The organism is Streptomyces sp. AC512_CC834 (assembly GCF_019049325.1).
Classification (GTDB): domain Bacteria; phylum Actinomycetota; class Actinomycetes; order Streptomycetales; family Streptomycetaceae; genus Streptomyces.
Genome location: NZ_JAGMUO010000087.1, coordinates 26,194 through 47,281 on the forward strand (window position 1 = coordinate 26,194; position 21,088 = coordinate 47,281).

At 71.2% G+C, this 21,088-nt stretch carries 24 protein-coding genes; 13 read left to right on the forward strand and 11 right to left on the reverse strand.

All coding sequences use genetic code 11. The features are described 5' to 3' along the window. Positions 1-47 precede the first annotated feature (47 nt). Both KUM40_RS27295 and KUM40_RS27300 read right to left on the reverse strand, forming a co-directional pair. Positions 48-1,670 carry an ABC transporter permease gene (locus tag KUM40_RS27295; protein ID WP_217168850.1) on the reverse strand — a complete coding sequence of 541 codons (1,623 nt, stop codon included), beginning with the start codon at positions 1,668-1,670 and terminating at the stop codon, positions 48-50. Beyond that, the gene (locus KUM40_RS27300) at positions 1,667-2,584 is read right to left on the reverse strand and encodes an ABC transporter ATP-binding protein (RefSeq protein ID WP_217168851.1); all 918 of its coding nucleotides are present in this window, start codon (positions 2,582-2,584) and stop codon (positions 1,667-1,669) included. The genes KUM40_RS27295 and KUM40_RS27300 overlap by 4 nt, the downstream gene beginning before the upstream one ends. A 74-nt stretch (positions 2,585-2,658) precedes the next feature. On the opposite strand from KUM40_RS27300, the gene KUM40_RS27305 reads away from it, so the two are divergent. Next, positions 2,659-3,168, forward strand: coding sequence for a GbsR/MarR family transcriptional regulator (locus KUM40_RS27305; protein WP_217168852.1), 510 nt, complete (start codon positions 2,659-2,661; stop codon positions 3,166-3,168). An 85-nt stretch (positions 3,169-3,253) separates the two neighbouring features. After that, positions 3,254-3,844, forward strand: a complete 591-nt coding sequence (locus tag KUM40_RS27310) for a Uma2 family endonuclease (protein WP_217168853.1) — start codon at positions 3,254-3,256, stop codon at positions 3,842-3,844. A 12-nt stretch (positions 3,845-3,856) separates the two neighbouring features. On the opposite strand, the gene KUM40_RS27315 is transcribed toward KUM40_RS27310, so the two are convergent. Further along, positions 3,857-4,285: a DUF6086 family protein gene (locus KUM40_RS27315; RefSeq protein ID WP_308401243.1), complete on the reverse strand. Its 429-nt coding sequence runs from the start codon at positions 4,283-4,285 to the stop codon at positions 3,857-3,859. Positions 4,286-4,356: 71 nt separating this feature from the next. Further along, positions 4,357-5,268 carry a diacylglycerol kinase family protein gene (locus KUM40_RS27320; RefSeq protein WP_217168854.1) on the reverse strand — a complete coding sequence of 304 codons (912 nt, stop codon included), beginning with the start codon at positions 5,266-5,268 and terminating at the stop codon, positions 4,357-4,359. 186 nt (positions 5,269-5,454) lie between these two features. Here KUM40_RS27320 and KUM40_RS27325 point away from each other — a divergent pair, with 186 nt between their 5' ends. The 5 genes from KUM40_RS27325 to KUM40_RS27345 all read left to right on the forward strand — a co-directional run bounded on the left by KUM40_RS27325 (position 5,455) and on the right by KUM40_RS27345 (position 8,990). After that, on the forward strand, positions 5,455-6,738 hold the full coding sequence (locus KUM40_RS27325) for an adenylosuccinate synthase (RefSeq protein ID WP_217168855.1): 1,284 nt from the start codon (positions 5,455-5,457) through the stop codon (positions 6,736-6,738). A gap of 149 nt (positions 6,739-6,887) precedes the next feature. Further along, a complete protein-coding gene (locus tag KUM40_RS27330) occupies positions 6,888-7,379 on the forward strand; it encodes a DUF3515 family protein (protein WP_217168856.1) in 492 nt (163 codons plus the stop codon). A gap of 73 nt (positions 7,380-7,452) precedes the next feature. Next, the gene (locus tag KUM40_RS27335; protein ID WP_217168857.1) at positions 7,453-7,665 is read left to right on the forward strand and encodes a hypothetical protein; all 213 of its coding nucleotides are present in this window, start codon (positions 7,453-7,455) and stop codon (positions 7,663-7,665) included. 124 nt (positions 7,666-7,789) lie between these two features. Next, complete coding sequence (locus tag KUM40_RS27340; RefSeq protein ID WP_217168883.1) at positions 7,790-8,647, forward strand: sigma-70 family RNA polymerase sigma factor; 858 nt, start codon at positions 7,790-7,792, stop codon at positions 8,645-8,647. Between the two features lie 52 nt (positions 8,648-8,699). Further along, the gene (locus tag KUM40_RS27345; protein WP_217168858.1) at positions 8,700-8,990 is read left to right on the forward strand and encodes a hypothetical protein; all 291 of its coding nucleotides are present in this window, start codon (positions 8,700-8,702) and stop codon (positions 8,988-8,990) included. A 44-nt stretch (positions 8,991-9,034) separates the two neighbouring features. Here the strand turns inward: KUM40_RS27345 and KUM40_RS27350 are convergent, their stop codons facing one another. The 3 genes from KUM40_RS27350 to KUM40_RS27360 form a co-directional block, all read right to left on the reverse strand. Then, complete coding sequence (locus tag KUM40_RS27350; RefSeq protein ID WP_217168859.1) at positions 9,035-9,685, reverse strand: hypothetical protein; 651 nt, start codon at positions 9,683-9,685, stop codon at positions 9,035-9,037. Positions 9,686-9,828: 143 nt separating this feature from the next. After that, positions 9,829-10,530 (reverse strand): GntR family transcriptional regulator, encoded by a 702-nt coding sequence (locus KUM40_RS27355; RefSeq protein ID WP_217168860.1) that lies wholly within the window; start codon positions 10,528-10,530, stop codon positions 9,829-9,831. A 177-nt stretch (positions 10,531-10,707) separates the two neighbouring features. After that, a complete protein-coding gene (locus KUM40_RS27360) occupies positions 10,708-12,063 on the reverse strand; it encodes an aspartate aminotransferase family protein (RefSeq protein WP_217168861.1) in 1,356 nt (451 codons plus the stop codon). Positions 12,064-12,313: 250 nt separating this feature from the next. Here KUM40_RS27360 and KUM40_RS27365 point away from each other — a divergent pair, with 250 nt between their 5' ends. Beyond that, on the forward strand, positions 12,314-14,323 hold the full coding sequence (locus KUM40_RS27365) for a serine/threonine-protein kinase (protein ID WP_217168862.1): 2,010 nt from the start codon (positions 12,314-12,316) through the stop codon (positions 14,321-14,323). A 147-nt stretch (positions 14,324-14,470) separates the two neighbouring features. Here KUM40_RS27365 and KUM40_RS27370 read toward each other — a convergent pair whose 3' ends face one another. Then, the gene (locus KUM40_RS27370) at positions 14,471-15,235 is read right to left on the reverse strand and encodes an SLATT domain-containing protein (RefSeq protein ID WP_217168863.1); all 765 of its coding nucleotides are present in this window, start codon (positions 15,233-15,235) and stop codon (positions 14,471-14,473) included. 262 nt (positions 15,236-15,497) lie between these two features. On the opposite strand from KUM40_RS27370, the gene KUM40_RS27375 reads away from it, so the two are divergent. From KUM40_RS27375 to KUM40_RS27385, 3 genes are all read left to right on the forward strand, one after another. Next, positions 15,498-15,851 (forward strand): YbaB/EbfC family nucleoid-associated protein, encoded by a 354-nt coding sequence (locus KUM40_RS27375; RefSeq protein WP_217168864.1) that lies wholly within the window; start codon positions 15,498-15,500, stop codon positions 15,849-15,851. Positions 15,852-15,976: 125 nt separating this feature from the next. Next, positions 15,977-16,576, forward strand: coding sequence for a recombination mediator RecR (gene recR, locus KUM40_RS27380; protein ID WP_217168865.1), 600 nt, complete (start codon positions 15,977-15,979; stop codon positions 16,574-16,576). Continuing rightward, positions 16,569-17,228, forward strand: a complete 660-nt coding sequence (locus KUM40_RS27385) for a DUF5063 domain-containing protein (protein ID WP_217168866.1) — start codon at positions 16,569-16,571, stop codon at positions 17,226-17,228. Before recR ends, KUM40_RS27385 begins: the two co-directional genes overlap by 8 nt. A 15-nt stretch (positions 17,229-17,243) precedes the next feature. On the opposite strand, the gene KUM40_RS27390 is transcribed toward KUM40_RS27385, so the two are convergent. Continuing rightward, complete coding sequence (locus KUM40_RS27390; protein WP_217168867.1) at positions 17,244-18,131, reverse strand: LysR family transcriptional regulator; 888 nt, start codon at positions 18,129-18,131, stop codon at positions 17,244-17,246. Between the two features lie 108 nt (positions 18,132-18,239). On the opposite strand from KUM40_RS27390, the gene KUM40_RS27395 reads away from it, so the two are divergent. Together KUM40_RS27395 and KUM40_RS27400 are read left to right on the forward strand one after the other, a co-directional pair. Then, entirely contained in the window at positions 18,240-19,466 is a 1,227-nt protein-coding gene (locus KUM40_RS27395; protein WP_217168868.1) for an MFS transporter, read from the forward strand. A gap of 14 nt (positions 19,467-19,480) precedes the next feature. After that, positions 19,481-19,924, forward strand: coding sequence for a GNAT family N-acetyltransferase (locus KUM40_RS27400; protein WP_217168869.1), 444 nt, complete (start codon positions 19,481-19,483; stop codon positions 19,922-19,924). A gap of 166 nt (positions 19,925-20,090) precedes the next feature. On the opposite strand, the gene KUM40_RS27405 is transcribed toward KUM40_RS27400, so the two are convergent. Together KUM40_RS27405 and KUM40_RS27410 are read right to left on the reverse strand one after the other, a co-directional pair. Continuing rightward, entirely contained in the window at positions 20,091-20,618 is a 528-nt protein-coding gene (locus KUM40_RS27405; protein ID WP_217168870.1) for an ankyrin repeat domain-containing protein, read from the reverse strand. A 7-nt stretch (positions 20,619-20,625) separates the two neighbouring features. Further along, a complete protein-coding gene (locus KUM40_RS27410) occupies positions 20,626-21,024 on the reverse strand; it encodes a hypothetical protein (RefSeq protein ID WP_254395748.1) in 399 nt (132 codons plus the stop codon). Between the last annotated feature and the right edge of the window lie 64 nt (positions 21,025-21,088).

The following is a 21,088-nucleotide window of genomic DNA, read 5'->3' on the forward strand; positions in this document are numbered from 1 at the left end:
CGACTCATACCTGCCCTGACGCTCCCACCCGCACGGCCGGTTTCATCTCAGGTGGTCAGGTCCCGCCGCCGCAGCCCCGCCAGTCCCGCCCCGACCAGCACGGCCGCGATCAGCAGCAGCACCAGCACCGGCGTCCAGCTCATCTCCCCTCCCGGCAGCTTCGGCAGGTGCCCGAACGGCGACACGTCCAGCACCGCCTGCGGCACGTCCAGCGCCGGTCCGACCCACCCGAGCAGCAGCACCGCGCCCGCGACGGCCCACGCGGCCACCGCCGCCCGGGGCAGCAGCCCGTGCAGCAGCACCGCGGCCCCGCCGATCACCCACACCGCCGGCAACTGCACGAGACAGGCGCCCAGGATCGCCCCGGCGTCGTGCCCGTACCCCGCGGCGAAACCGAGCCCGGCGAGCAGCATGATGAGCGCCGCGCCGCCGAAGGCGACGACGAGATGCCCAGCCGCCCAGCGCAGCCGGCCCACGGCACCCGCGAGCACCGGTTCCGCGCGCCCGGAGGCCTCCTCGCCGCTGAGTCGCAGCACCGACGCCACGACGTACAGCGCGGCGATCAGGCCGAGCATCCCGACCATCGCGGACACGAACGCGTCGGTGATCCCGGCCTGGCCGCCCATCCGCTCCATGATCTGGCGGGCCTGCTCGTTGTCCCCGACCAGGTCGGCCGCGCCCTCCGTCATCCCGCCGTAGACGACCCCGGCGAGGAAGAAGCCGATGCTCCAGCCGAGGACGGCGCCCCGCTGCAACCTCCAGGCCAGCGCACCGGCCGTACGCAGGCGCCCGGCGGCCGGTCCCGGCCGGGTCGGCAGGAAGCTCATGCCGAGGTCCCGGCGCCCGACCAGCCCGTACGCCACCGCCCCCTGTGCCACCGTCGCGCCGGCGATCAGCAGCAGCACCCACCACCGCTCACCGGCGAAGGCCCGCAGGTTCTCCAGCCACCCCAGCGGCGACACCCACGTCAGCACCGACGAACCGTCGTCCGTGGCGGAGTCGCCCGCAGCGCGCAGTACGAAGGCACCGCCCAGCACCGCCGCCGTCAGGCCCCGGGCCAGCCGTGCGCTCTCGGTGAGCTGGGCGACGATCGCCGCCATGGTCGCGAAGAGCATCCCGACGCCCGCGATCCCGAGCCCGAGGGCCAGCGCGCCGACCGCTCCCTGCCCGGCCAGTCCGGCCACCACCAGCAGCGCCAGGACGGCGTTGGCGACGGCAGCCGTGAGCAGCGCCGAGGTCAGCGAGGCCCGGCGGCCGACCATCCCCGAGGCGACCACCTCCTGCCGGCCGCTCTCCTCCTCGTCGCGGGTGTGCCGTACGACGATCAGCAGGCTCATCACGGCGGCGAGCGCGGCGGCGTACAGCCCGACGCGCCAGGCGGTCAGCGCGCCGAGGTTGTCGTCGAAGACGGGGCCGACCATGGCCCGCAGCGAGGAGTTGGTCTCCATCTGCCGCATCAGGTCGGCGCGCTCGGCGGCGGTGCCGTACAGGCCCTTGATGGTGCCCGGCATGGACAGCACCATGAGGGCGTTCACCGCGACCCAGACCGGGATCATCACCCGGTCGCGGCGCAGGGCGAACCGCAGCAGCGTGCCGGTACCGGCCAGTTGGCGCGAGCCCCCGGACCGGGCCGCGAAGGCGGGGGCGGCGGTTTCGGCGGTGGCGGTCATCGCGCCGCCACCTCCGCCCCGGACTTCGCGTCCTCGGCCTGGTAGTGCCGCAGGAACAGCTCCTCCAGCGTCGGCGGCGTCGACGTCAGCGACCGTACGCCCGTCTCGCTGAGCGACTTGAGGACGGCGTCCAGCTTGTCGGTGTCGACCTGGAGCCGGACCCGGTGGTCCTGGACGTCGAGGTCGTGCACGCCCGGCAGGCGGGAGAGGCCGTTCGGGGCGCCCGCGAGTTCGGCCGTGACGCTGGTCCGCGTCAGGTGGCGCAGGTCGGCGAGTGAGCCGCTCTCGACGGTCCGCCCCTTGCGGATGATGCTGACCCGGTCGCACAACTCCTCGACCTCGCTGAGGATGTGGGAGGAGAGCAGCACCGTCCGGCCGCGCTCGCGCTCCTCCTCGACGCACTTCTGGAAGACCTCCTCCATCAGCGGGTCGAGGCCGGAGGTGGGTTCGTCGAGGATCAGCAGGTCGACGTCGGAGGCGAAGGCGGCGACGAGCGCGACCTTCTGCCGGTTGCCCTTGGAGTACGTGCGGCCCTTCTTGGTCGGGTCGAGTTCGAACCGCTCGACCAGCTCGGCCCGGCGCCCCGTGTCGAGGCCTCCGCGCAGCCGGCCGTAGAGGTCGATGACCTCGCCGCCGGAGAGGTTGCGCCACAGCGTCACGTCGCCGGGGACGTACGCGATCCGGCGGTGTGCCTCCACCGCGTCCGCCCACGGGTCGCGGCCGAGCACCTGCGCGGCGCCGGAGTCGGCGCGCAGCAGGCCGAGCAGGACGCGGATGGTGGTGGACTTGCCGGCTCCGTTGGGGCCGAGGAACCCGTGGACCTCGCCGGTCTCGACCTCCAGGTCGAGGCCGTCCAGCGCGTGCGTGCGTCCGAACGACTTGTGGAGTCCGGAGACACTGATTGCCTTCGTCATGTTTCGGAACGTACGCTTCTTTCAGAAACTTGTGAAGTTAAGAAACCGTCAAGAGCGTGAGAGATGATCGACGGATGACGACGGAACCAGCGGGAGCAGCAGAGCCGGGGCGCGACCCCGAGGCGGTGTCGAAGTTCGTGGAGGGCTTCGCGGCCCAGCTCGTCGAGGCCGGGATGCAGCGGATGCCGGCCCGGGTCTTCGCCGCGCTGCTGGCCTCCGACTCGGGCTCGCTCACCTCCGCCGAACTGGGCGGACAGCTCCAGGTCAGCCCGGCCGCCGTCTCCGGAGCCGTGCGCTACCTCTCCCAGCAGCACATGGTCTCCCGCGAGCGCGAACCCGGTTCACGCCGGGAGCGCTACCGGGTGCACAGCAACCAGTGGTACGAGGCGCTCACCAACCGCGAGGCCATCATCAAGCGATGGGAGAGCGCGCTGCGCGAGGGCGTCACCAGCCTCGGCGCCGACACCCCGGCAGGTCGGCGCATGGCCGAGACGCTCGCCTTCTTCGAGTTCGTCGACGACGAGATCGCGGCGATGATGGAGCGCTGGCGGGTGCACCGGGAGGAGCGGTTCGGGCGGGGCTGACGGTGATCGGAAAAGCGGGTCACGTGAGCGTAGGCGCTCGACTACACTGAGTTGCCACTGGTCCGCATCTAGGGGAGGGCGCATCATGACAGTCATGGCGGAGCGACCGACGATGAGCGGCACCGAGTACCAGAGCTTCGAGGAACTGCTGGCAGCCCTCGATGAACTGGTTGTACCCGACGGCTACAGAGCCGAGATCATGAGGGGGAGCATCGTCGTGTCGCCGTGGTCGAAGGGCTACTACCTCCGGGCGATGCGCCTGGTGTGCGCGCAACTGGAGGTACACCTTCCCGAATCGCATGTGATCGAACGAGGGCCGTTCCTCTATGTCTTCCCGGGAGACGAGTGCGCCTACGGACCGGATATCCACGTGGCGCATGAGCGAGTCTTCGAGACGGAGAGCAATCATCTGGACGGTGAGGGCCTGTCCTTCGTCGCTGAGCTGACTTCTCCCGCTACCCGGAACAACGACCTGACCGAGAAGGTGGAGGTATACGGACGGGCCGGCGTTCTCGTCTATCTGCTTCTCGACATGCAGGAGGAGCAGGCCACGGTTCTGTGGACGCCGTCCACCAAGGGATACGAGTCGCGCATCACCAGGCCGTTCGGCGAGAAACTCCCCATCCCCGCCCCGTTCGACTGCCTGCTGGACACGTCGGGCTTCCGGGCCCCCTGACACAGGCGTGGCTCAGCAGGGCATGGCGCGTTCGATGGCCTTGGCCTGCTCGCGCAGGTGTTCATCCCACTCCGAGCGCTCCTGCGCGGGCACCGGCACCTGCACGTCGGTGCGCCCCTCCAACAAGTCGTGGTCGGCGGCGTCCGGGAAGCGCACCTCGGCCCCCGCCCGGTTCGCGAGGGCAAGGGCCGTGGCGACGAAGCCGCGGGAAAGGGCGTGGATGATCCGGTGATGGGTCTTGTAGTGCCACTCCACCAGGGCGTTCACAAATCTCTCGTAGGCGCCGGGATCAACCTGGCACTCGTCGTTGACCATCTCCCCGACACCGGACGGGATGCCCAGCTCCGCCTCATACACGGCCACCTGCCGCAGGAACAGCCGCGCTGCCCCGTTGGACGGATTCCACAGTGTCTCGTCGCCCACATCGAAGTACTGGCTCACGCATGCCCCCTGATCAGGTCCGGCGGTGAGCGTAGGCACCGGCCCCGGGCTCGCGCACGTCGTTTTGCCCGTCATCCCGCCGGCAGCGTCAGCCCCCACGCCCCCTCGCGCGCCACCCACGTCCGCGTGCCCACCGGCCCGCACACCACCGTGTCGGCCCGGTAGCGGAAGTGTGCCCCCGACACGGTCACCGTCCGCCCGCTCGCCGTCAGCGGCGATGCCTGCGCGCCCACCGACAGCGGCCGCACCTCCACCACGGCGACGCCTCCGGCACCCGGCGTCACCGACACCCCGGCGACCGGCTGGTCCAGGTCCACCAGCGTCACCCCGTCCACCTCCACCCGCAGCCGGGCCGGACCGGCGACCCCCGGTGCGACGGCGGTCCGGGCCGGACGCGAGGCCGCCAGCGTCCGTACGAACGACTGACAGGTCCGCAGCCAGGGACGGGCCGACGCCGCCCCGTCCGAAGCGCCACCGGGGTCCGCGTCCTCCCGCGCCGGTACCGGCACCGGAACCGGCGGAATGCCCACCGCCCCCAGCACCACCCCGTCACTGTCGTCGACAAGCAGGTCGAGGCGCCGTTCCGCCCCGTCCAGCACCGCCCGCGCCGCCGCCACCGCCCCGATCGGCAGCCCCAGGGACCGGGCGAGACCGAGCGCAGAGCCCACCGGCACCACCGACAGCGCGCAGCCCGCCAGCTCCCGCTGCCGGTGCAGCAGGGTCACGGCCCGCAGCAGCGCACTGTCGTCGCCGACCACGACGGGCCGCCGCGAGCCGCGCCGCACAAGCGCCCGCGCGAACTCCTCCGGACCGTCCGCCAGACACACCTTCGTATGCGACGCACCCGCGCTGAGCACGTCTTTCGCGATCCGGACGGACTCCCCGTCCAGCCGTCGCGCGACCGGATCGACGACCACCAGAAGCTGATCGGACCTCGCTGAAGAGTTCGCGGAAGAGCTCGCGGAAGTCGCCACCTCGGCCATGCCTCGCTTCCTCGGGTAGCATCTTTGTGCAAGAGCCCCTTGCGCTATTGCGCCAGGGGCTTCGTCTATTCCGGGGCATCCGGTCCGACGGTTGGCGGCCAACGACGGTCGCGGTGCACGCGGTTCCATACGCTCCGCGTACGCCCTCGACCTTGGACATGCCCCGCCCGGAAGGGGTGTACGCGCGTGCCCGCACTTGTGCTGCTCGGTGCTCAGTGGGGTGACGAAGGCAAGGGAAAGGCGACGGACCTGCTCGGTGGTTCCGTCGACTATGTGGTGCGCTACCAGGGCGGCAACAACGCCGGCCACACGGTAGTCGTGGGCGATCAGAAGTACGCCCTCCACCTGCTCCCTTCCGGAATCCTGTCTCCCGGCTGTACGCCGGTCATCGGTAACGGCGTCGTTGTCGACCCGTCGGTCCTGTTCTCCGAGCTGAGCGGGCTGAACGAGCGCGGCGTCGACACGTCCAAGCTCCTGATCAGCGGAAACGCGCACATCATCACGCCGTACAACGTGACCGTCGACAAGGTGACGGAACGCTTCCTCGGCAAGCGCAAGATCGGCACCACAGGGCGCGGCATCGGCCCGACCTACGCCGACAAGATCAACCGCGTCGGCATCCGCGTCCAGGACCTCTACGACGAGTCGATCCTCACCCAGAAGGTCGAAGCGGCGCTCGACATCAAGAACCAGATGCTCACCAAGCTCTTCAACCGCCGCGCCATCGCCACCGGCCAGGTCGTCGAGGAGCTGCTGGCCTACGCGGACAAGCTCGCCCCGTACGTCGCCGACACCGTCCTGCTCCTCAACCAGGCCCTCGACGACGACAAGGTGGTCCTCTTCGAGGGCGGCCAGGGCACGCTGCTGGACATCGACCACGGCACGTACCCCTTCGTCACCTCGTCGAACCCGACCGCGGGCGGCGCCTGCACCGGCGCCGGCGTGGGCCCGACGAAGATCAGCCGGGTCATCGGCATCCTCAAGGCGTACACGACCCGCGTCGGCGCAGGACCCTTCCCGACCGAGCTGTTCGACGAGGACGGCGAGGCCCTGCGCCGCATCGGCGGCGAGCGCGGTGTCACGACCGGCCGTGACCGCCGCTGCGGCTGGTTCGACGCGGTGATCGCCCGCTACGCCACCCGCGTCAACGGCCTCACCGACTTCTTCCTCACCAAGCTCGACGTCCTCACCGGCTGGGAGCAGATCCCGGTCTGCGTGGCGTACGAGATCGACGGCAAGCGCGTCGAGGAGCTGCCGTACTCGCAGTCCGACTTCCACCACGCGAAGCCGGTCTACGAGACGCTGCCCGGCTGGAGCGAGGACATCACCAAGGCGAAGTCCTTCTCCGACCTGCCGAAGAACGCCCAGGCGTACGTCAAGGCGCTCGAGGAGATGTCCGGCGCCCCGATCTCCGCGATCGGCGTCGGCCCGGGCCGGGACGAGACGATCGAGATCAACTCGTTCCTGTAGGGAACCGGGAACCGGGAACCGCGTACGCACACCGACGCCGACGGCCGGGACCCTGCGCGGGGTCCCGGCCGTCGGCGTCCGGGCGGCGGCTACGCTGGCCCGGAACCAGCAGCGGACGGACAGCGCGGACAGCGCGGAGCGAGCGGAACATGCGGAAGCCCACCACCCGGACGTGGATCTGGCTGACCGTGGCGGTCGTCGCCGTGACCGGCGGTCTCTTCTACGTCGATGCCCACCGCGTCTCCGCCGCCCCGCACGCCGACGACCCCAAGTGCGACAAGGTGGTCTCCCGCCTGCCGGACGACATACCCGGCGCGTCGCGCGACTGGGCCCTCGGGGACGGAGTCGCGTCCTGGGGCGGCCAGAAGGCGCTGTTCAGGTGCGGTGCCGAGGAACTGCCGCCCAACATCAACCTCTGCGTCACGGCGGACGGCGTCGACTGGGTCCTGGACGAGGCACGGCTCAAACGCGACGGCGTGAGCGTCCTGCGGACGTACGGCCGCTCCCCGGCCGTGGAACTCACGTACACCGGTTCGCGCGAGGACGTGGGCGGCATCCTCGCCGCGCTGGACCCCGCCGTGAAGTGGATCCCGCAGAAGCGGAAGTGCGTCGGCCTCGACGACGCCGACACCGCCCTGTAGCTCTTCGTTCGGCCCTCTTCATTCGGACCCCTTCGCCGGGCGCCGGAGCGCGGGCTGGTGTCGGATCGGTGGCATGACCGACCGTGACCGCGCCGCTTCCTGCCAGGGCCCGTACGGTGGCGGGACCGAACCCGGCGGCGACTGCGGCGACTGCGGCGACCCGGCCCGCTTCGAGGTCGCCCGGCATCTGCGGACACCGCTGCGGGTGTGCCCCGTACACCTGGGGCCCGCGCTGCTGCTGGCCGACGGGGTGCTGTGGCCGCCGGGGGTCACCCTGGTCCGGTGAACCGGTGAACCGGTGAGAGGCCACTGAGGGCGCGCTCACGCCGGGGTGGTTGACTTGGGCGACCCGCCTGCGAGGGCGTGGGGACGCGGAAGGAAGCCGTACGGTGTCCGGACGATCCGACGACATGGCACAGCGGTTCGAGCGGGACCGGCCCCGGCTGCGGGCGGTCGCGTACCGCATCCTCGGCTCCCTCGGCGAGGCCGACGACGCCCTCCAGGACGCCTGGCTGCGCGCCGACCGCGCGGACACCTCCGACGTGGCGAACCCCTCCGGCTGGCTCACCACGGTCGTCGCGCGGGTCTGCCTCAACATGCTCCGTACCCGGGACACCCGCCGCGAGGAACCGCTGGACGACTCGGCGGACCGGGGACCCGCCGACGCCTTCGCCGATCCGGCCGAGGAGGCGCAGCTCGCCGACGACGTCGGTGTCGCGCTGCTGATCGTCCTGGACACCCTCGGCCCCGCCGAGCGGCTCGCGTTCGTTCTGCACGACATGTTCGACGTGCCCTTCGACGACATCGCCGTGATGCTCGACAAGACCCCCTCGGCCACCCGCCAGTTGGCCAGCCGCGCCCGCCGCCGGGTCCGGGGCGTCCCCGTGCCCGACGCCGACCTGCCCCGCCGGCGCCGCGCGGTCGACGCCTACCTGTCGGCCACCCGTGGCGGCGACTTCGACGCGCTGGTCGCCCTGCTCCACCCGGACGTCGTCCTGCGCGCCGACGCGGCGGTCGTTCCGACGCCCGAGCCCGTCTCGATCAGCGGCGTCGAGCGGGTGGCCAGGGGCGCGATGGCCTCGATGGGCCGGGCCAGGGCCGCCGGTGTCGTCCTCGTCGACGGCCGGGTGGGCATGGCGATGGCCGAGAACGGCCGGCTGCGCGTGGTACTCCGGTTCACCTTCGCGGACGACGGCCGCATCACCGGTATCGACGTGATCGCGGAGCCGGAACGGCTGAGCGAACTGGACATTGCGGGCATAGGCTGAGGTTGTACGAGCTGTACGCGTCGCGTCGCGTCGATCGAAGAAGGTGAGTGCGATGCGCATGCTGCTCAAAGCGACGATGGACACGGAGACGTCGAACGAACTCGTCCGCAGCGGCAAGATGGCGGACCTGATGAAGGAGACGCTCGACCGCATGAAGCCGGAGGCCGCCTATTTCGGTGCCCTCGGTGGCCGCCGGACGGTCCTGATGGTGTTCGACATGCAGGACAACTCGGACATGCCCCGCCTCGGTGAGCCCTTCTTCACCGAGATGAAGGCCGAGGTCGAGGTCTGCCCGATCATGAACGGCGAGGACCTCGCGAAGGGCCTCGCCAAGATTCAGTGACGCACGGAATCAGTACGGGAATCAGCACGGAATTCAGCACGGGATCAACTGAAGACGATCATCGACCCCTGTGCCAGGCTCCGCGTGGCCGCCGCGTGCAGGCCCAGCCACACATGGCGCTCCCGGGCGAAGGGGCTGGAGTCGTACGGCGCGGGCACGGCCGGTTCCTCCAGCTCCGTCGGGGCGAGCGGCGGCTGCGGCGGAGCCGGGGGGTTGGCCGGATCGATCCCGAGAACCGGGGCGACCGCCTCCAGCTCCCGCAGCAGGGTGTGCGAGGAGCCCAGGGGGCCGCCGTCCGCCAGGAGTTCGTCGTTGGCGAGCGGGTGCGGGAAGTCGACCGGGACGTAGGCGCCCGCGTGGTCGTAGTGCCAGACCAGGTGGGACTGCTGGGCCGTCGACTCGAACATCTCCAGCAACTGCTCGTAGTCACCGCCGAGTTCGTCCACCGGCGTCACCTGGAGCCCGCACACCTGCAGGAGGTGCGCCCGGCGCAGGAAGTGCAGCGCGTCGTAGTCGAACCCGGCCACCGGGGCGACCTCGCCGGAGAGCCCCGGCATGTACTGGTACACCGGCACCGGCGGCAGTCCGGCCTCGGCGAGCACCTTGTCGTATTGCGCGAGTTCCTCGGCGAACGGGTTGTCCGGCGTGTGGCACAAGACATCGACGAGCGGTACCAGCCACAGGTCACAGGCCAAAGGAGGGCTCCTCACACAGCACAGCGGTCAGGGAAGCGTAGTCGGTGCGTTTGCGTGTTGCGTGTCGCGTGCAGGTCCCCTACCCACCTGACGCCGGACCACGACACCTCAGACGTTGGTCATCACGTCATCACGTCACCACGTCATCGCCCGGTGAGCCGCTCGATGAGGGCGAGCGAGTGGGCGTTGTACGCGTTGACGAGCGAGCGCGCGCCTGTGATGTCGCGGAGGGCGAGGGCGTCGACCAGTTCGGTGTGCCCGCACCACAGCGCGCCGCGCAGCTCGCTGAGCCGGCGCAGGTGCTGCACCGTGCACACCCAGCTCTGCACGCGCAGCCGGTGCAGGAAGTCGGAGAGGTAGGGGTTGCCGAAGAGGGCGGCCAGCTCGCGCCAGTAGCGCAGGTCGTAGCCGATCAGGACGGTCAGGTCGCCGGCCGCGGCGGCACGCTGGGCCTCGTCGCCGCGCCGGCGGACCCCGGCGAGGGCGGCGGCGACGCGCGGGTGGCCCGGGTCCGGCCCGCCCGGCAGGTCCGCGGCGAGGGCGAGGAACATCCCGTCGGTCACGAGAGCGCGGGCCTCGATCATGCCGCGGAAGTCGTCGACCGAGTACTCGTGCACGCGGAAACCGCGATGGTGGTCGGCGTCGAGGAGCCCCTGCGCGGACAGGTCGACCAGCGCCTCGCGCACCGGCGTCGCGGACACCCCGTACTGCTCGGCGATCTCCTTGACCGTGAACTCCTGCCCCGGCTGGAGCCGCCCCGCCAGCACTTCGTCGCGGAGCGCGTCGGCGATCTGCTGCCGCAGGGTGCTGCGCGTGACGGCACCGGTGCCGCTGGGGCCGGGCATGGTCGGGCGGTCTCCTCGTCGCGTCCGGGGGCGTACGCGCACATACGTCTGTGGCGTGCTCGCACACGTGTCTACGGTGTACGGGCACGCCACCTTACGCGCTCGGGTTCCCCTCCTGCCCGTATGCGGGCAGGGCCTGCTCTCGGGGCCCTGTCCTCAGGACCCTGCTCTCAGGTCCTACTCGGTGTACTCGTCCGCGACGGACAGTGCCGTGTCGAGGGCCGCCAGGCCCTCCTTCAGCTCCGCCTCGGAGATGTTGCACGGCGGCACGACGTGGGTCCGGTTCATGTTCACGAACGGCCACAGGCCGTGGGACTTGGCGGACGCGGCGAACGCGGACATCGGGGTGGCCGCCTGTCCGGTCGCGTTGTAGGGCACCAGCGGCTCCCGGGTCTCCCGGTTCTTCACCAGTTCCAGCGCCCAGAACATGCCGGTCCCGCGCACCTCGCCCACGCTCGGGTGGCGCTCGGCCAGCTCCCGCAGCGCCGGCTCGACGACCTCGGCACCGAGCCGCGCCGCGTGCTCGACGACGCCCTCCTGGGCCATGACGTCGATCGTGGCGACGGCGGCGGCACAGGCCAGCGGGTGCCCGGAGTACGTCAGGCCGCCCGGGTAGGGCCGCTCGGCGAACGTCTCGGCGATCCTCCCGGAGATGGCGACACCGCCCAGCGGCACGTACCCCGAGTTCACGCCCTTGGCGAAGGTCATCAGGTCGGGCACCACGTCGTACAGGTCCGCCGCGAACCACGTACCGGTCCGCCCGAACCCGGCCATGACCTCGTCGAGCACGAAGACGATCCCGTACTTGTCGCAGATCTCGCGGACCCCGGCCAGGTATCCGGCCGGCGGCATCATGATCCCCGCCGTGCCCGGGATCGTCTCCAGGATGATCGCGGCGACGGTCCCCGGGCCCTCGAAGGCGATCGTCGTCTCCAGGTGCTCCAGCGCCCGCGCGCACTCCTGCTCCTCGGTCTCGGCGTAGAAGCGCGAGCGGTACAGGAAGGGTGCCCAGAAGTGCACGACACCGGCGGCGCCGCCGTCCGAGGCCCAGCGGCGCGGGTCGCCCGTGAGGTTGATCGCCTGCTGGGTGCCGCCGTGGTACGAGCGGTACGCCGACAGCACCTTCGGCCGGCCGGTGTGCAGCCGCGCCATGCGCACGGCGTGCTCGACCGCGTCGGCCCCGCCGTTGGTGAAGAAGATCTTGTCCAGGTCGCCGGGCGTCCGCTCGGCGATCAGCCGCGCCGCCTCCGAACGCGCCTCGATCGCGAACGCGGGCGCGAACGTCGTCATCCGCCCCGCCTGCTCCTGGATCGCGGCGACGACCCTGGGGTGCTGGTAGCCGATGTTGGTGTAGACGAGCCCGCTGGAGAAGTCGAGGTAGCGCTTGCCTTCGTAGTCCCAGAAGTACGACCCCTCGGCGCCGGCGACGGCGAGCGGATCGATGAGCTCCTGCGCTGACCAGGAGTGGAAGACATGCGCGCGGTCCGCGGCCTTCACGGCCGCGCCGGCCTGGGGATTCGGCTGAGGGGTCATGCGGCCGAGCGTAGATGTCCGCGATGCGGAAACGGAATCGGCGTCCTGTCTGCGGTCGGGAGCTTTCCACGACAGGTTGTCGACGTGTGTCGACCGGTGTCGACCCGTGTCGACGTGTGTCGGACCTGTGTCGACGTGGGGGAGCCGCTCCGTTCCGTTACGGAACCGTGGACAAGGGGCGACTCGGCGCGGGGCCGCCCCGCACTATCCTCGCTCTGTTGTTCACGTTCGGAGGGGAAGGCGGCGCGGCATGCGGAAGCTGGGGGACGGGGACCCACAGCGCATCGGAGCCTACCGACTGCTGGGGCGGCTGGGCGCGGGCGGCATGGGGCATGTCTACCTGGCCCGCTCGGACCGCGGCCGCACCGTCGCCGTCAAGCTGGTGCGCGAGGAACTGGCCGCGCTGGAGGAGTTCCGCGGACGGTTCCGGCAGGAGGTCGAGTCCGCGCGCCGGGTCGGCGGATACTGGACGGCGCCCGTACTGGACGCGGACACCGAGGCCGCCGTGCCGTGGGTCGCCACCGGGTACGTCGCGGGGCCCAGCCTCAAGCAGGTCGTCGGGCACGACCACGGTGCCCTGCCGGAGCGCTCGGTCCGCACGCTGGCGGCCGGGCTCGCCCACGCCCTCCAGGACATCCACGCCGCCGGGATCATCCACCGCGACCTCAAGCCGTCCAACGTCCTCGTCACCATCGACGGCCCCCGCGTCATCGACTTCGGCATCGCACGCGCGCTCGAGACGGTGACCGACGGCGGGCTCACCCGTACCGGCGCGCTCGTCGGCTCGCCCGGTTTCATGGCGCCCGAGCAGGTGCGTGGCAACCGTGTCACGCCCGCGTGCGACGTCTTCTGCCTCGGCTCGGTCCTCGCCTACGCCGCCACGGGCGCCCTGCCCTTCGGCAACGCGAACAGCGGCGTGCACGCTCTGATGTTCCGCATCGCGCAGGAGGAGCCCGACCTGGAGGGCGTGCCCGAGGGCATCGCCGACCTCGTACGCGAATGTCTGAGGAAGGACCCGGCCGCGCGGCCCTCCCTCGCCGAGGTCCTGGAGCGCACGGGCGCGCAGGACACGGTCACCGACGGCCGCTCCCGCGACCCGTGGCTGCCCAGCGCGCTGGTGGCCCAGCTCGGCCGCCACGCGGTACAGCTACTGGAAACGGAGAACCCGGAGAACCCGGAGAACCCGGAGAACTTCGAGCACCCGGTGCACCCGCAGGCACCGGGTGCACCGGGTGCACCGGGGGCCGCTGCGGCGGTCCCGGCCGCGGGGGCCGTCCCGGAGCCGGGCGGCGACGGTCCGGACACGGTCCGGAACCCGCAGCCGCGTCCCCCTGAGAATCCGCCCGCCGTCCCGGACCGGGAACCTGTGGAACCTGTCGCCGCGACGCCGGGCGGCGCGCCGCCACCGCGTGACCCGGGCAGCGGCGCCCCGTTCAACCACCTCACCACCCTGGTCGAGGGCCAGAGCCCTCCGGCGCCCCCGCCCGCCGCCCACGGCCACCCGCAGTACCCGCAACACCCCCAGCCGCCCGCCCACGGGTACGCCCCGACCCCCGGCTGGAACGCCCCGCCGCCCGGAGACCAGCCGCCGTACGGCGCCGACCTCGGCCCGACTCCGCCCTACGGGCCCCCGCAGCCCCCGCCGCCGTACGGCCCGTCGCGGGAGCCGTCCCGAAGCGGCCGTTCCACCGCGCTGCTGATCGTCGTCGCCCTGGTCGTCGCGCTGGGCGCCGGTGGCACGGTCTACGCCCTGATGAGCGGGGGCGACGACGGCGACCGGGCCGGCGGCGACCCCACGAACACCCCGACGGCCGGCGCGTCCCAGAACCCGGGGCCCGGACCCGGCACGGACGGGTCGACCCCGACGACCGGCGTCGACGGGCCGAACCCTTCCCAGACGGCCCAGGACGGCACGATCCCCACGGCCTACCTGGGGACGTGGTCCGCCACCATCGACAACGCGACCGGCGCCCACACCCGGCGACTGACCATCCAGCAGGGCGACGTGGGCGACACGGTCGTCTCCCTCGTCGCCGACGGCCCCACGGGCAACGGCACCTACCACTGCGTCTTCGAGGCCGACCTGACCGGCGCCCCGGGCTCCGAAGGCCCGGTGCGCGTCGGCCCCTCAACGGTGACGGTCGGACCGGCCACCTCCTGCACCCCGGGGGAGCCCACCACGGTCACGCTGCTGCCGGACGGCAGCCTGCAGCGGGTGAACAACGACAGCGGGGACAGCCTGATCTACACCCGACAGTGAGCGGACCCTGAGGGCGGCGGTGCGCCGGGTCCTTGTTCAGCCGGGCAGCGGCGGCAGGGCCGGGCCGCGCGGCCCGACCCTGCGATCCGGGGGCCGGAGTCGCGAGGCCAAACACCGGACCACGCCGACGCCCACCGCCCCAACACCTCAGCGCGGCTCCGGTGGCCGCTGTCGGGGCATGTTCGGCCGGGCCCCGTTCGCCGGCACGGAGAACCGACCCGGTCCCACCGCCCCCGCCCACGCCTCGGACCGCCCCGCCGCGCCGCCGGCCGTCCCGGACTGCAAGCCCAGCGGCGCGACCCCGGTCCGGAAGTCCACCATCCAGTCTGCCGTCTCCGCCCGCACCAGCTCCGTCACGTCCTCGGAGAACCGCCGCAGCACCAGCAGGCACCGCTCCGCCGCCTCACTCGCCGTGCCGTCCGCCGGTCCCAGCACCTCGCGCACGCTCTCCGACGCCCAGTCGAACTGGAGTGCCTGAAGCCGCCGCTGCACCGCCTGCGCCGTGGCCACGTCCCGCATCCACCCGGACGTGACCCCGAAGAACCGGTCACCCGCCACGCACGCCACCGCCCACAGCAGCGCCAGATACCCCCAGGGAGCCGCCCCGCCCACCATCTGGGACATGTCGAGGAGCGGCAGCGCCGCCCCGGCGACCGCCCCCACCGCGGCCCCGCCCCGCAGCAGTACGGCACCGCGCCGCTTCCACACCCGGTCGGCCAGATACCAGGCCGCCGTGTCCAGCGCACCCCGCTCCACCCACCGGTACAGCTCGTCCAGCCGCTCGGCGGGCAGCGCCCAGTCCCCGAGGGGAAACGCCCGCCCGGTCAGGTCGACGGGTCGCGGTCCGGCCGCCTCCTCGCCGTCCCGCCCGTCCTGCGGCGGCCTCTCGGGCTGCATCTCCGGCTGACCCACCCGGCACTCCCTACTGCTCGCCACTGCTCGCCGTACTGCTCGCCGGCCGCGAAGACCTCCTGCGCCGGCACCCTTCCTACCGCCCAATGGGTGGCGAAGGGCCGGGTTCGGCCGCTTTTCCGCCCGGAAGAGGGCGTTGATCAGGTATAGGGATCTCTCCGTATCACTCGAAAGAGTGCTGGGGCGAGGGCCGCCCGGACCACGTAGGCTCGTCCCGAACGGCAAAACCGTAGCGACAAGCGATAAGCGATAGGAGCTGAACGTGATCCCCGGTGGCGGCCAGCCCAACATGCAGCAGTTGCTTCAGCAGGCCCAGAAGATGCAGCAGGACCTGGCGAACGCGCAGGAGGAACTGGCGCAGACGGAGGTCGACGGCCAGGCGGGCGGTGGCCTGGTGAAGGCCACGGTCACCGGCTCCGGCGAGCTGCGCGGCCTGAAGATCGACCCCAAGGCGGTGGACCCGGAGGACACCGAGACCCTCGCCGACCTGATCGTCGCCGCCGTCCAGGCGGCCAACGAGAACGCGCAGAACCTCCAGCAGGAGAAGCTCGGCCCGCTCGCCCAGGGCCTGGGCGGCGGCAGCGGCGGCAGCGGCATCCCAGGCCTGCCCTTCTGAATCCGCCTGAATCCGCTCTTCTGGATGCGCCCTTCTCGGTCCGCCTTTCCCAGTTCGCCTTTCTCAGACCGGCCGAAGCCATCTACCGTACGTAGTGCACGAACCTCAGGAAGGACGGCAGTCCGTTGTACGAAGGCGTGGTCCAGGACCTCATCGACGAGCTGGGGCGGCTGCCCGGCGTCGGTCCCAAGAGCGCGCAGCGGATCGCCTTCCACATCCTCCAGGCGGAACCGGCCGACGTACGGCGGCTCGCCCAGGCCCTCATGGAAGTGAAGGCCAAGGTCCGCTTCTGCGCGACCTGCGGAAACATCGCGCAGGAGGAGCAGTGCAACATCTGCCGCGACCCGCGCCGCGACCCGGCGGTGATCTGCGTGGTGGAGGAACCGAAGGATGTCGTCGCCATTGAGCGCACCCGCGAGTTCCGCGGGCGCTACCACGTGCTCGGCGGCGCGATCAGCCCGATCGACGGGGTCGGCCCCGACGACCTCCGTATCCGTGAACTGCTGGCCCGCCTGGCGGACGGCACGGTCACGGAACTGATCCTGGCCACGGATCCGAATCTGGAGGGCGAGGCGACGGCCACGTACCTCGCCCGCATGATCAAGCCCATGGGCCTCAAGGTCACCCGCCTGGCCAGCGGCCTCCCTGTGGGCGGCGACCTGGAATACGCGGACGAGGTGACCCTCGGCCGCGCCTTCGAGGGGAGACGACTCCTAGATGTCTGACGCCACGCTGCACGCGACCAACCAGAATCCGGACGACTTCGCGGTCCAGATCGCCGACCAGATCGAGAGTTTCCTGGTCGCCGTCACCGAGGTGGCGAAGGGCGACGAGCCGGACTCGGCCGTCCCCTTCCTCCTCCTGGAGGTCTCCCAGCTCATGCTGGCAGGCGGCCGCCTGGGCGCCCACGAGGACATCGTCCCCGACGAGCGCTACGAGCCCGACCCGGGCCCGGAGCTGGACGTGGACGAGATCCGCGAGAACCTGGCCCGCATCCTCGAACCGGTCGACGTCTACTCCGAGGTCTTCGACCCCTACGAGCCGCGCAAGGCCCCGGTCCCGGCCCGTATCTCCGACGACCTCACCGACGTCATCACCGACCTCCGCCACGGCATGGTCCACTACCGGGCCGGCCGCACCACGGAGGCCCTGTGGTGGTGGCAGTTCTCCTACTTCTCCAACTGGGGTTCCACGGCCTCCGCGACCCTGCGCGCCCTCCAGTCGGTCGTCGCCCACGTCCGCCTGAACCAGCCCCTGGAGGAGCTGAACGGCCTCGACACCGACCAGGACCTTGGCGACGACGCCCTGGAGAAGGAGGCCGGCCGGGTCATGGTCCAGGAGATCGCGGACCCGCTGGGCCTGCGCCCGGTCACGTAGCGGCGCTCCTGGATCTCAGGTCTCGTCGCTGACGTCCGGGACCTCGAGCAGGCGGAGGAACGCGGTCGCCGCGGGCGTGCGGCTGCCAGTTGGCCAGACGACGTACTCGACGCGGGCGGGTGCGTCGGTGACCTGGATCGTGGTCACGCCGCTGAGCTGGGGCGCGTACGCGGAGGGCAGCATGGCCACGCCGAGGCCCTGTCCGACCAGCCGCGCGAGGAAGGCTGTGTTCGTCACTTCGAAGGCGACGTCACGGGTGAGGCCCGCGGCGGAGAAGGCCAGGTCGGACTGGGCGCGGCCGGCGGTCTTCACCGGCAGGTCCACGAACTCCTCCTCGGCGAGCCGTCGCAGATCGACCGGCCCTCCTTTGGCGAGCGGGTGATCGGGGGAGACCACGGCGACGAGCCGGTCCCGCCCGATCACGTGGGCCTCGACCCCCTCGGGGCGGGCGGTGGTCGGAAGCCCGAGGAAGGCGACCTGGATGTCCCCCTCCTTGACCCGCTCGACGAGTTCCTCGCTGGCGCCCACGCGCAGGCTGATGCGTACGTTCGGACACCGCCGGCGGAAGTCGCGCAGGGCGCGCGGGATGTCGACGGCGGCGACGGACGAGATCACGCCGACGCGGAGCTGCCCGCGGACTTCGCCGATGGCGGCGGCGACCTCGACGACCGCGCGTTCGGCGGCCGCCAGGCACTGGCGGGCGGCCGGGAGAAACGCCTCCCCGGCCGGCGTCAGCCGCACCCGGCGGGTGGTGCGCTCGAAGAGCTTGGTGCCCAGTTCCCGCTCCAGCCGCGCGATCTGGTGGCTGAGGGCGGACTGGACGACGAGACAGCGCTCGGCGGCACGAGTGAAGCTCATGGTCTCGGCGACCGCGAGCACGTAGCGCATCTGCTGGAGTTCCATGAGTATTTATCTTGCTCCAAGATGAATACGGTGACAAACATGTGTTGGACTCATTGATCGGGACGGAAGCAGACTTCGGGGACGGGCCACCCAACCCTTGGAGTTGTCATGTCTGCACGCGTACACGAGAGTCCGCCCTCGCCCCTGAGGGGATGGCTGGGCGTCGCCGCCATCACGGCCAGTCTCTTCGTCTTCCTGACCACCGAGCTGATGCCCGTCGGCCTGCTCACGCCGCTGAGCGAGAGCCTGGACATCTCCGTCGGCGTCGCCGGCCTCATGGTCACCGCACAGGGCGTAGCGGCCGGTCTCGGCGTACCGTTCATCGTCGCCTGGACCAGACGAGTCGACCGACGCCCGCTGCTGACCACGCTGCTCGCGGTGCTGGCCCTGGGCAACCTCGTCACCGCCGTCTCACCGAACTACCCGCTGATCCTCGGCACCCGGCTCTGCATGGGCTTCGCCAGCGGAGTCTTCTGGGCCATCGGCGTGAGCATGGCCATGCGGATCGTGCCCGAACGGCATGCGAACCGGGCCGCCGCCGTGGTGATGTCCGGCATCTCCGTGGCCACGGTCGTCGGCATCCCCCTCGGGACCGTCATCGAGGCGCAGACGGACTGGCGGACCACCTTCGGCATCTGGGCCGGCCTCAGCGTGCTGGTCCTGATCGCGGTCGTGGCGCTCATCCCGTCGATGCCGTCGCAGAACGCCGTGTCCGTCCGCGAGGTCTTCCAACTGCCGCTCAGAAACGGACAGTTGCGCACCGCGCTGTTCATCGTCGTCTTCTTCGTGCTCGGACACTTCGGCGCCTACACGTTCGTGCGCCCCTACCTGGAGGACACCGCGGACGCGTCGTCCGCCTTCATCACCACCGTCCTGATCATCTTCGGCGTCGGCGGCGCGGTCGGGAACTTCGTCGCCGGTTACACGGTGAACAAGAGCCTGCGCGGCACCTTCGTCATCGGTCTCGTAGGACTCCTGGTCGCCCTGTTGCTGCTGCGCACCGTGGGCAACGGTGAGACGGGCGCCGTCGTCGCGCTGGTCCTGTGGGGACTCTCCTTCGGCGCCGTGCAACTGTCCCAGATCAACATGACGCTCGCCGCCGCACCGGAGACCTTCGAAGCGGCCATGTCGCTCAACACCATGGCGTACAACACGTGCATCGCGCTCGGCGCGCTCTTCGGCGGTCTCTTCGTCGACCACGTCGGTGTCACGAGCGTCATCTGGTTCGGTGTGACCCTGGCCGCGGCCTCGCTGCTGCTGCGGCTGGGCACCGGCTGGGGGAAGAAGACCCCGGACAACGAGTCCGAGGACGACCTCGTCCCCACCGCCGGATGAGATGAAGGGAAGACGTGACGTTGGAGAACCACACCTGGGTCCACCGCCTCGACGACGTGGACCTCGATGAGCTGTCACGGCTGTATCTGCTGGCCCCGCTGGGCAACAAACCTCCCGAGGCACTCGCCACCGTGTTCGGCAACAGCCGCTTCATGTGCTTCGTCTACGCCGGTGACGTGCTCGTCGGCGCGGGGCGGGCGCTGGCCGACGGTGTCGACTGCGCCTACATCGCCGACGTGGCCGTCCACCCCGAATACCAGGGGCGGGGCCTCGGGTCCGACATCATCCGCAAGCTCCTGGAGCTGGCGGACGGCCACAAGAAGATCATCCTCTACGCCGCCCCCGGCACCGAGGACTTCTACCGCGGGCTCGGCTTCCTCCACATGAACACGGCAATGGCGGTCTGGTCCGACCCGCGACGAGCCGTCGACACGGGGCTGCTCCGCCCGGAGGAATGACGACGCCGCTTCATCGGGCCGTCCGCCGGGCCTGTGCCCGGTCACGTGACGCGGCCCGTTGCGGCGGGGTGGGGGCGGGGGATGTGTTGAAAAGCGTGAACAGATGGTGGGGAAGTGTCCTTTGGGTGCTCAGACGAGCGCTGCGAGGACAGTTCGGCTTTTCTGTTCACGGTTTTTGGGATGGTGGGGGTGGGAGGGCGCGCATCACAGCGCCGCGCGCAGGGCCGTGTCCGTGGCCTCGGCCCCCAGGTCGAGCAGGAGGCACACCGCCTCGACGTGCCCGAAGCCGGCTGCCCATTCGAGCGCCGTCCGCCTCACGCTCGACCAGCAGGGCCACGGTCTCGAGATGGTTGTCGCCCACCGCCACCACCAGCGGCGTGTACGGGATCCGGTCCTGCGCCGCCATGGACACCCCGGCGTCGAGCAGTGCCCCGACGGCTTCCGTACTCCCGAACATCGCCGCGCAGGTGAGCGGCGTCAGGTCGCCGTACGGCCCGGCATGCGCCGCCGTGTCCGCACCGGCCGCGAGCAGTACCCGCACGACGTCGGCCTGATTGCACTGCGCCGCCAGATCCAGCGCGGTCCGCGCGTCCTCTCCAAGGGTGTCCACCGCGACACCGGCGTCCAACAACCGGACCACCGTCGCCACGTCCCCGTCCTGCGCCGCCCGCGACAGTTCGTACGATCTCTCCATCCGCGCATCATTCCAGCGCGGCCCGCAGCCGGGCCGGGCACACGTACGGCGCGGTCGCCGTCGGCACGCTGTACCAGCGCAGCGGCCAGGTGTTGCCCTCCAGCGCCGGGATGCCGACGTACGTGACGGTCCGTGTCCCCCGTCCGCCGCCGCCCAACCGCTGTACTCCGAGCGGCCAGTCGTACGCCGCGATCTCGCCGGGCGCCAGCAGGAAGTACACCCACCGTCCGCCACTCGCCTCGCACACGATGGGCCCGGCGTCGTCGTCCGTGGCCTCGACGAGCCAGTCGGCGATCAGCTCTCCACGGATGCCGTCGACCCGTAGGGCGTCGAAGTGCACGCCGGCGAGGTGCAGTTGATGCCCGGCGAACGGGACCCAGGAAGGGCGGTGAATTGTTTCCGTCATGGTCACACGCTGGCGTGCGCGACGCTACGCTCGGTAGCGACTGAAGTGATACACGCCGGGGTGT

Coding starts and splice junctions, on each gene's coding strand:
- KUM40_RS27295 (WP_217168850.1), bottom strand. CDS start 1,670: ATGACCGCCACCGCCGAAACCGCCGCCCCCGCCTTCGCGGCCCGGTCC.
- KUM40_RS27300 (WP_217168851.1), bottom strand. CDS start 2,584: ATGACGAAGGCAATCAGTGTCTCCGGACTCCACAAGTCGTTCGGACGC.
- KUM40_RS27305 (WP_217168852.1), top strand. CDS start 2,659: ATGACGACGGAACCAGCGGGAGCAGCAGAGCCGGGGCGCGACCCCGAG.
- KUM40_RS27310 (WP_217168853.1), top strand. CDS start 3,254: ATGACAGTCATGGCGGAGCGACCGACGATGAGCGGCACCGAGTACCAG.
- KUM40_RS27320 (WP_217168854.1), bottom strand. CDS start 5,268: ATGGCCGAGGTGGCGACTTCCGCGAGCTCTTCCGCGAACTCTTCAGCG.
- KUM40_RS27330 (WP_217168856.1), top strand. CDS start 6,888: ATGCGGAAGCCCACCACCCGGACGTGGATCTGGCTGACCGTGGCGGTC.
- KUM40_RS27335 (WP_217168857.1), top strand. CDS start 7,453: ATGACCGACCGTGACCGCGCCGCTTCCTGCCAGGGCCCGTACGGTGGC.
- KUM40_RS27340 (WP_217168883.1), top strand. CDS start 7,790: ATGGCACAGCGGTTCGAGCGGGACCGGCCCCGGCTGCGGGCGGTCGCG.
- KUM40_RS27345 (WP_217168858.1), top strand. CDS start 8,700: ATGCGCATGCTGCTCAAAGCGACGATGGACACGGAGACGTCGAACGAA.
- KUM40_RS27355 (WP_217168860.1), bottom strand. CDS start 10,530: ATGCCCGGCCCCAGCGGCACCGGTGCCGTCACGCGCAGCACCCTGCGG.
- KUM40_RS27360 (WP_217168861.1), bottom strand. CDS start 12,063: ATGACCCCTCAGCCGAATCCCCAGGCCGGCGCGGCCGTGAAGGCCGCG.
- KUM40_RS27365 (WP_217168862.1), top strand. CDS start 12,314: ATGCGGAAGCTGGGGGACGGGGACCCACAGCGCATCGGAGCCTACCGA.
- KUM40_RS27385 (WP_217168866.1), top strand. CDS start 16,569: ATGTCTGACGCCACGCTGCACGCGACCAACCAGAATCCGGACGACTTC.
- KUM40_RS27390 (WP_217168867.1), bottom strand. CDS start 18,131: ATGGAACTCCAGCAGATGCGCTACGTGCTCGCGGTCGCCGAGACCATG.
- KUM40_RS27395 (WP_217168868.1), top strand. CDS start 18,240: ATGTCTGCACGCGTACACGAGAGTCCGCCCTCGCCCCTGAGGGGATGG.
- KUM40_RS27405 (WP_217168870.1), bottom strand. CDS start 20,618: ATGGAGAGATCGTACGAACTGTCGCGGGCGGCGCAGGACGGGGACGTG.
- KUM40_RS27410 (WP_254395748.1), bottom strand. CDS start 21,024: ATGACGGAAACAATTCACCGCCCTTCCTGGGTCCCGTTCGCCGGGCAT.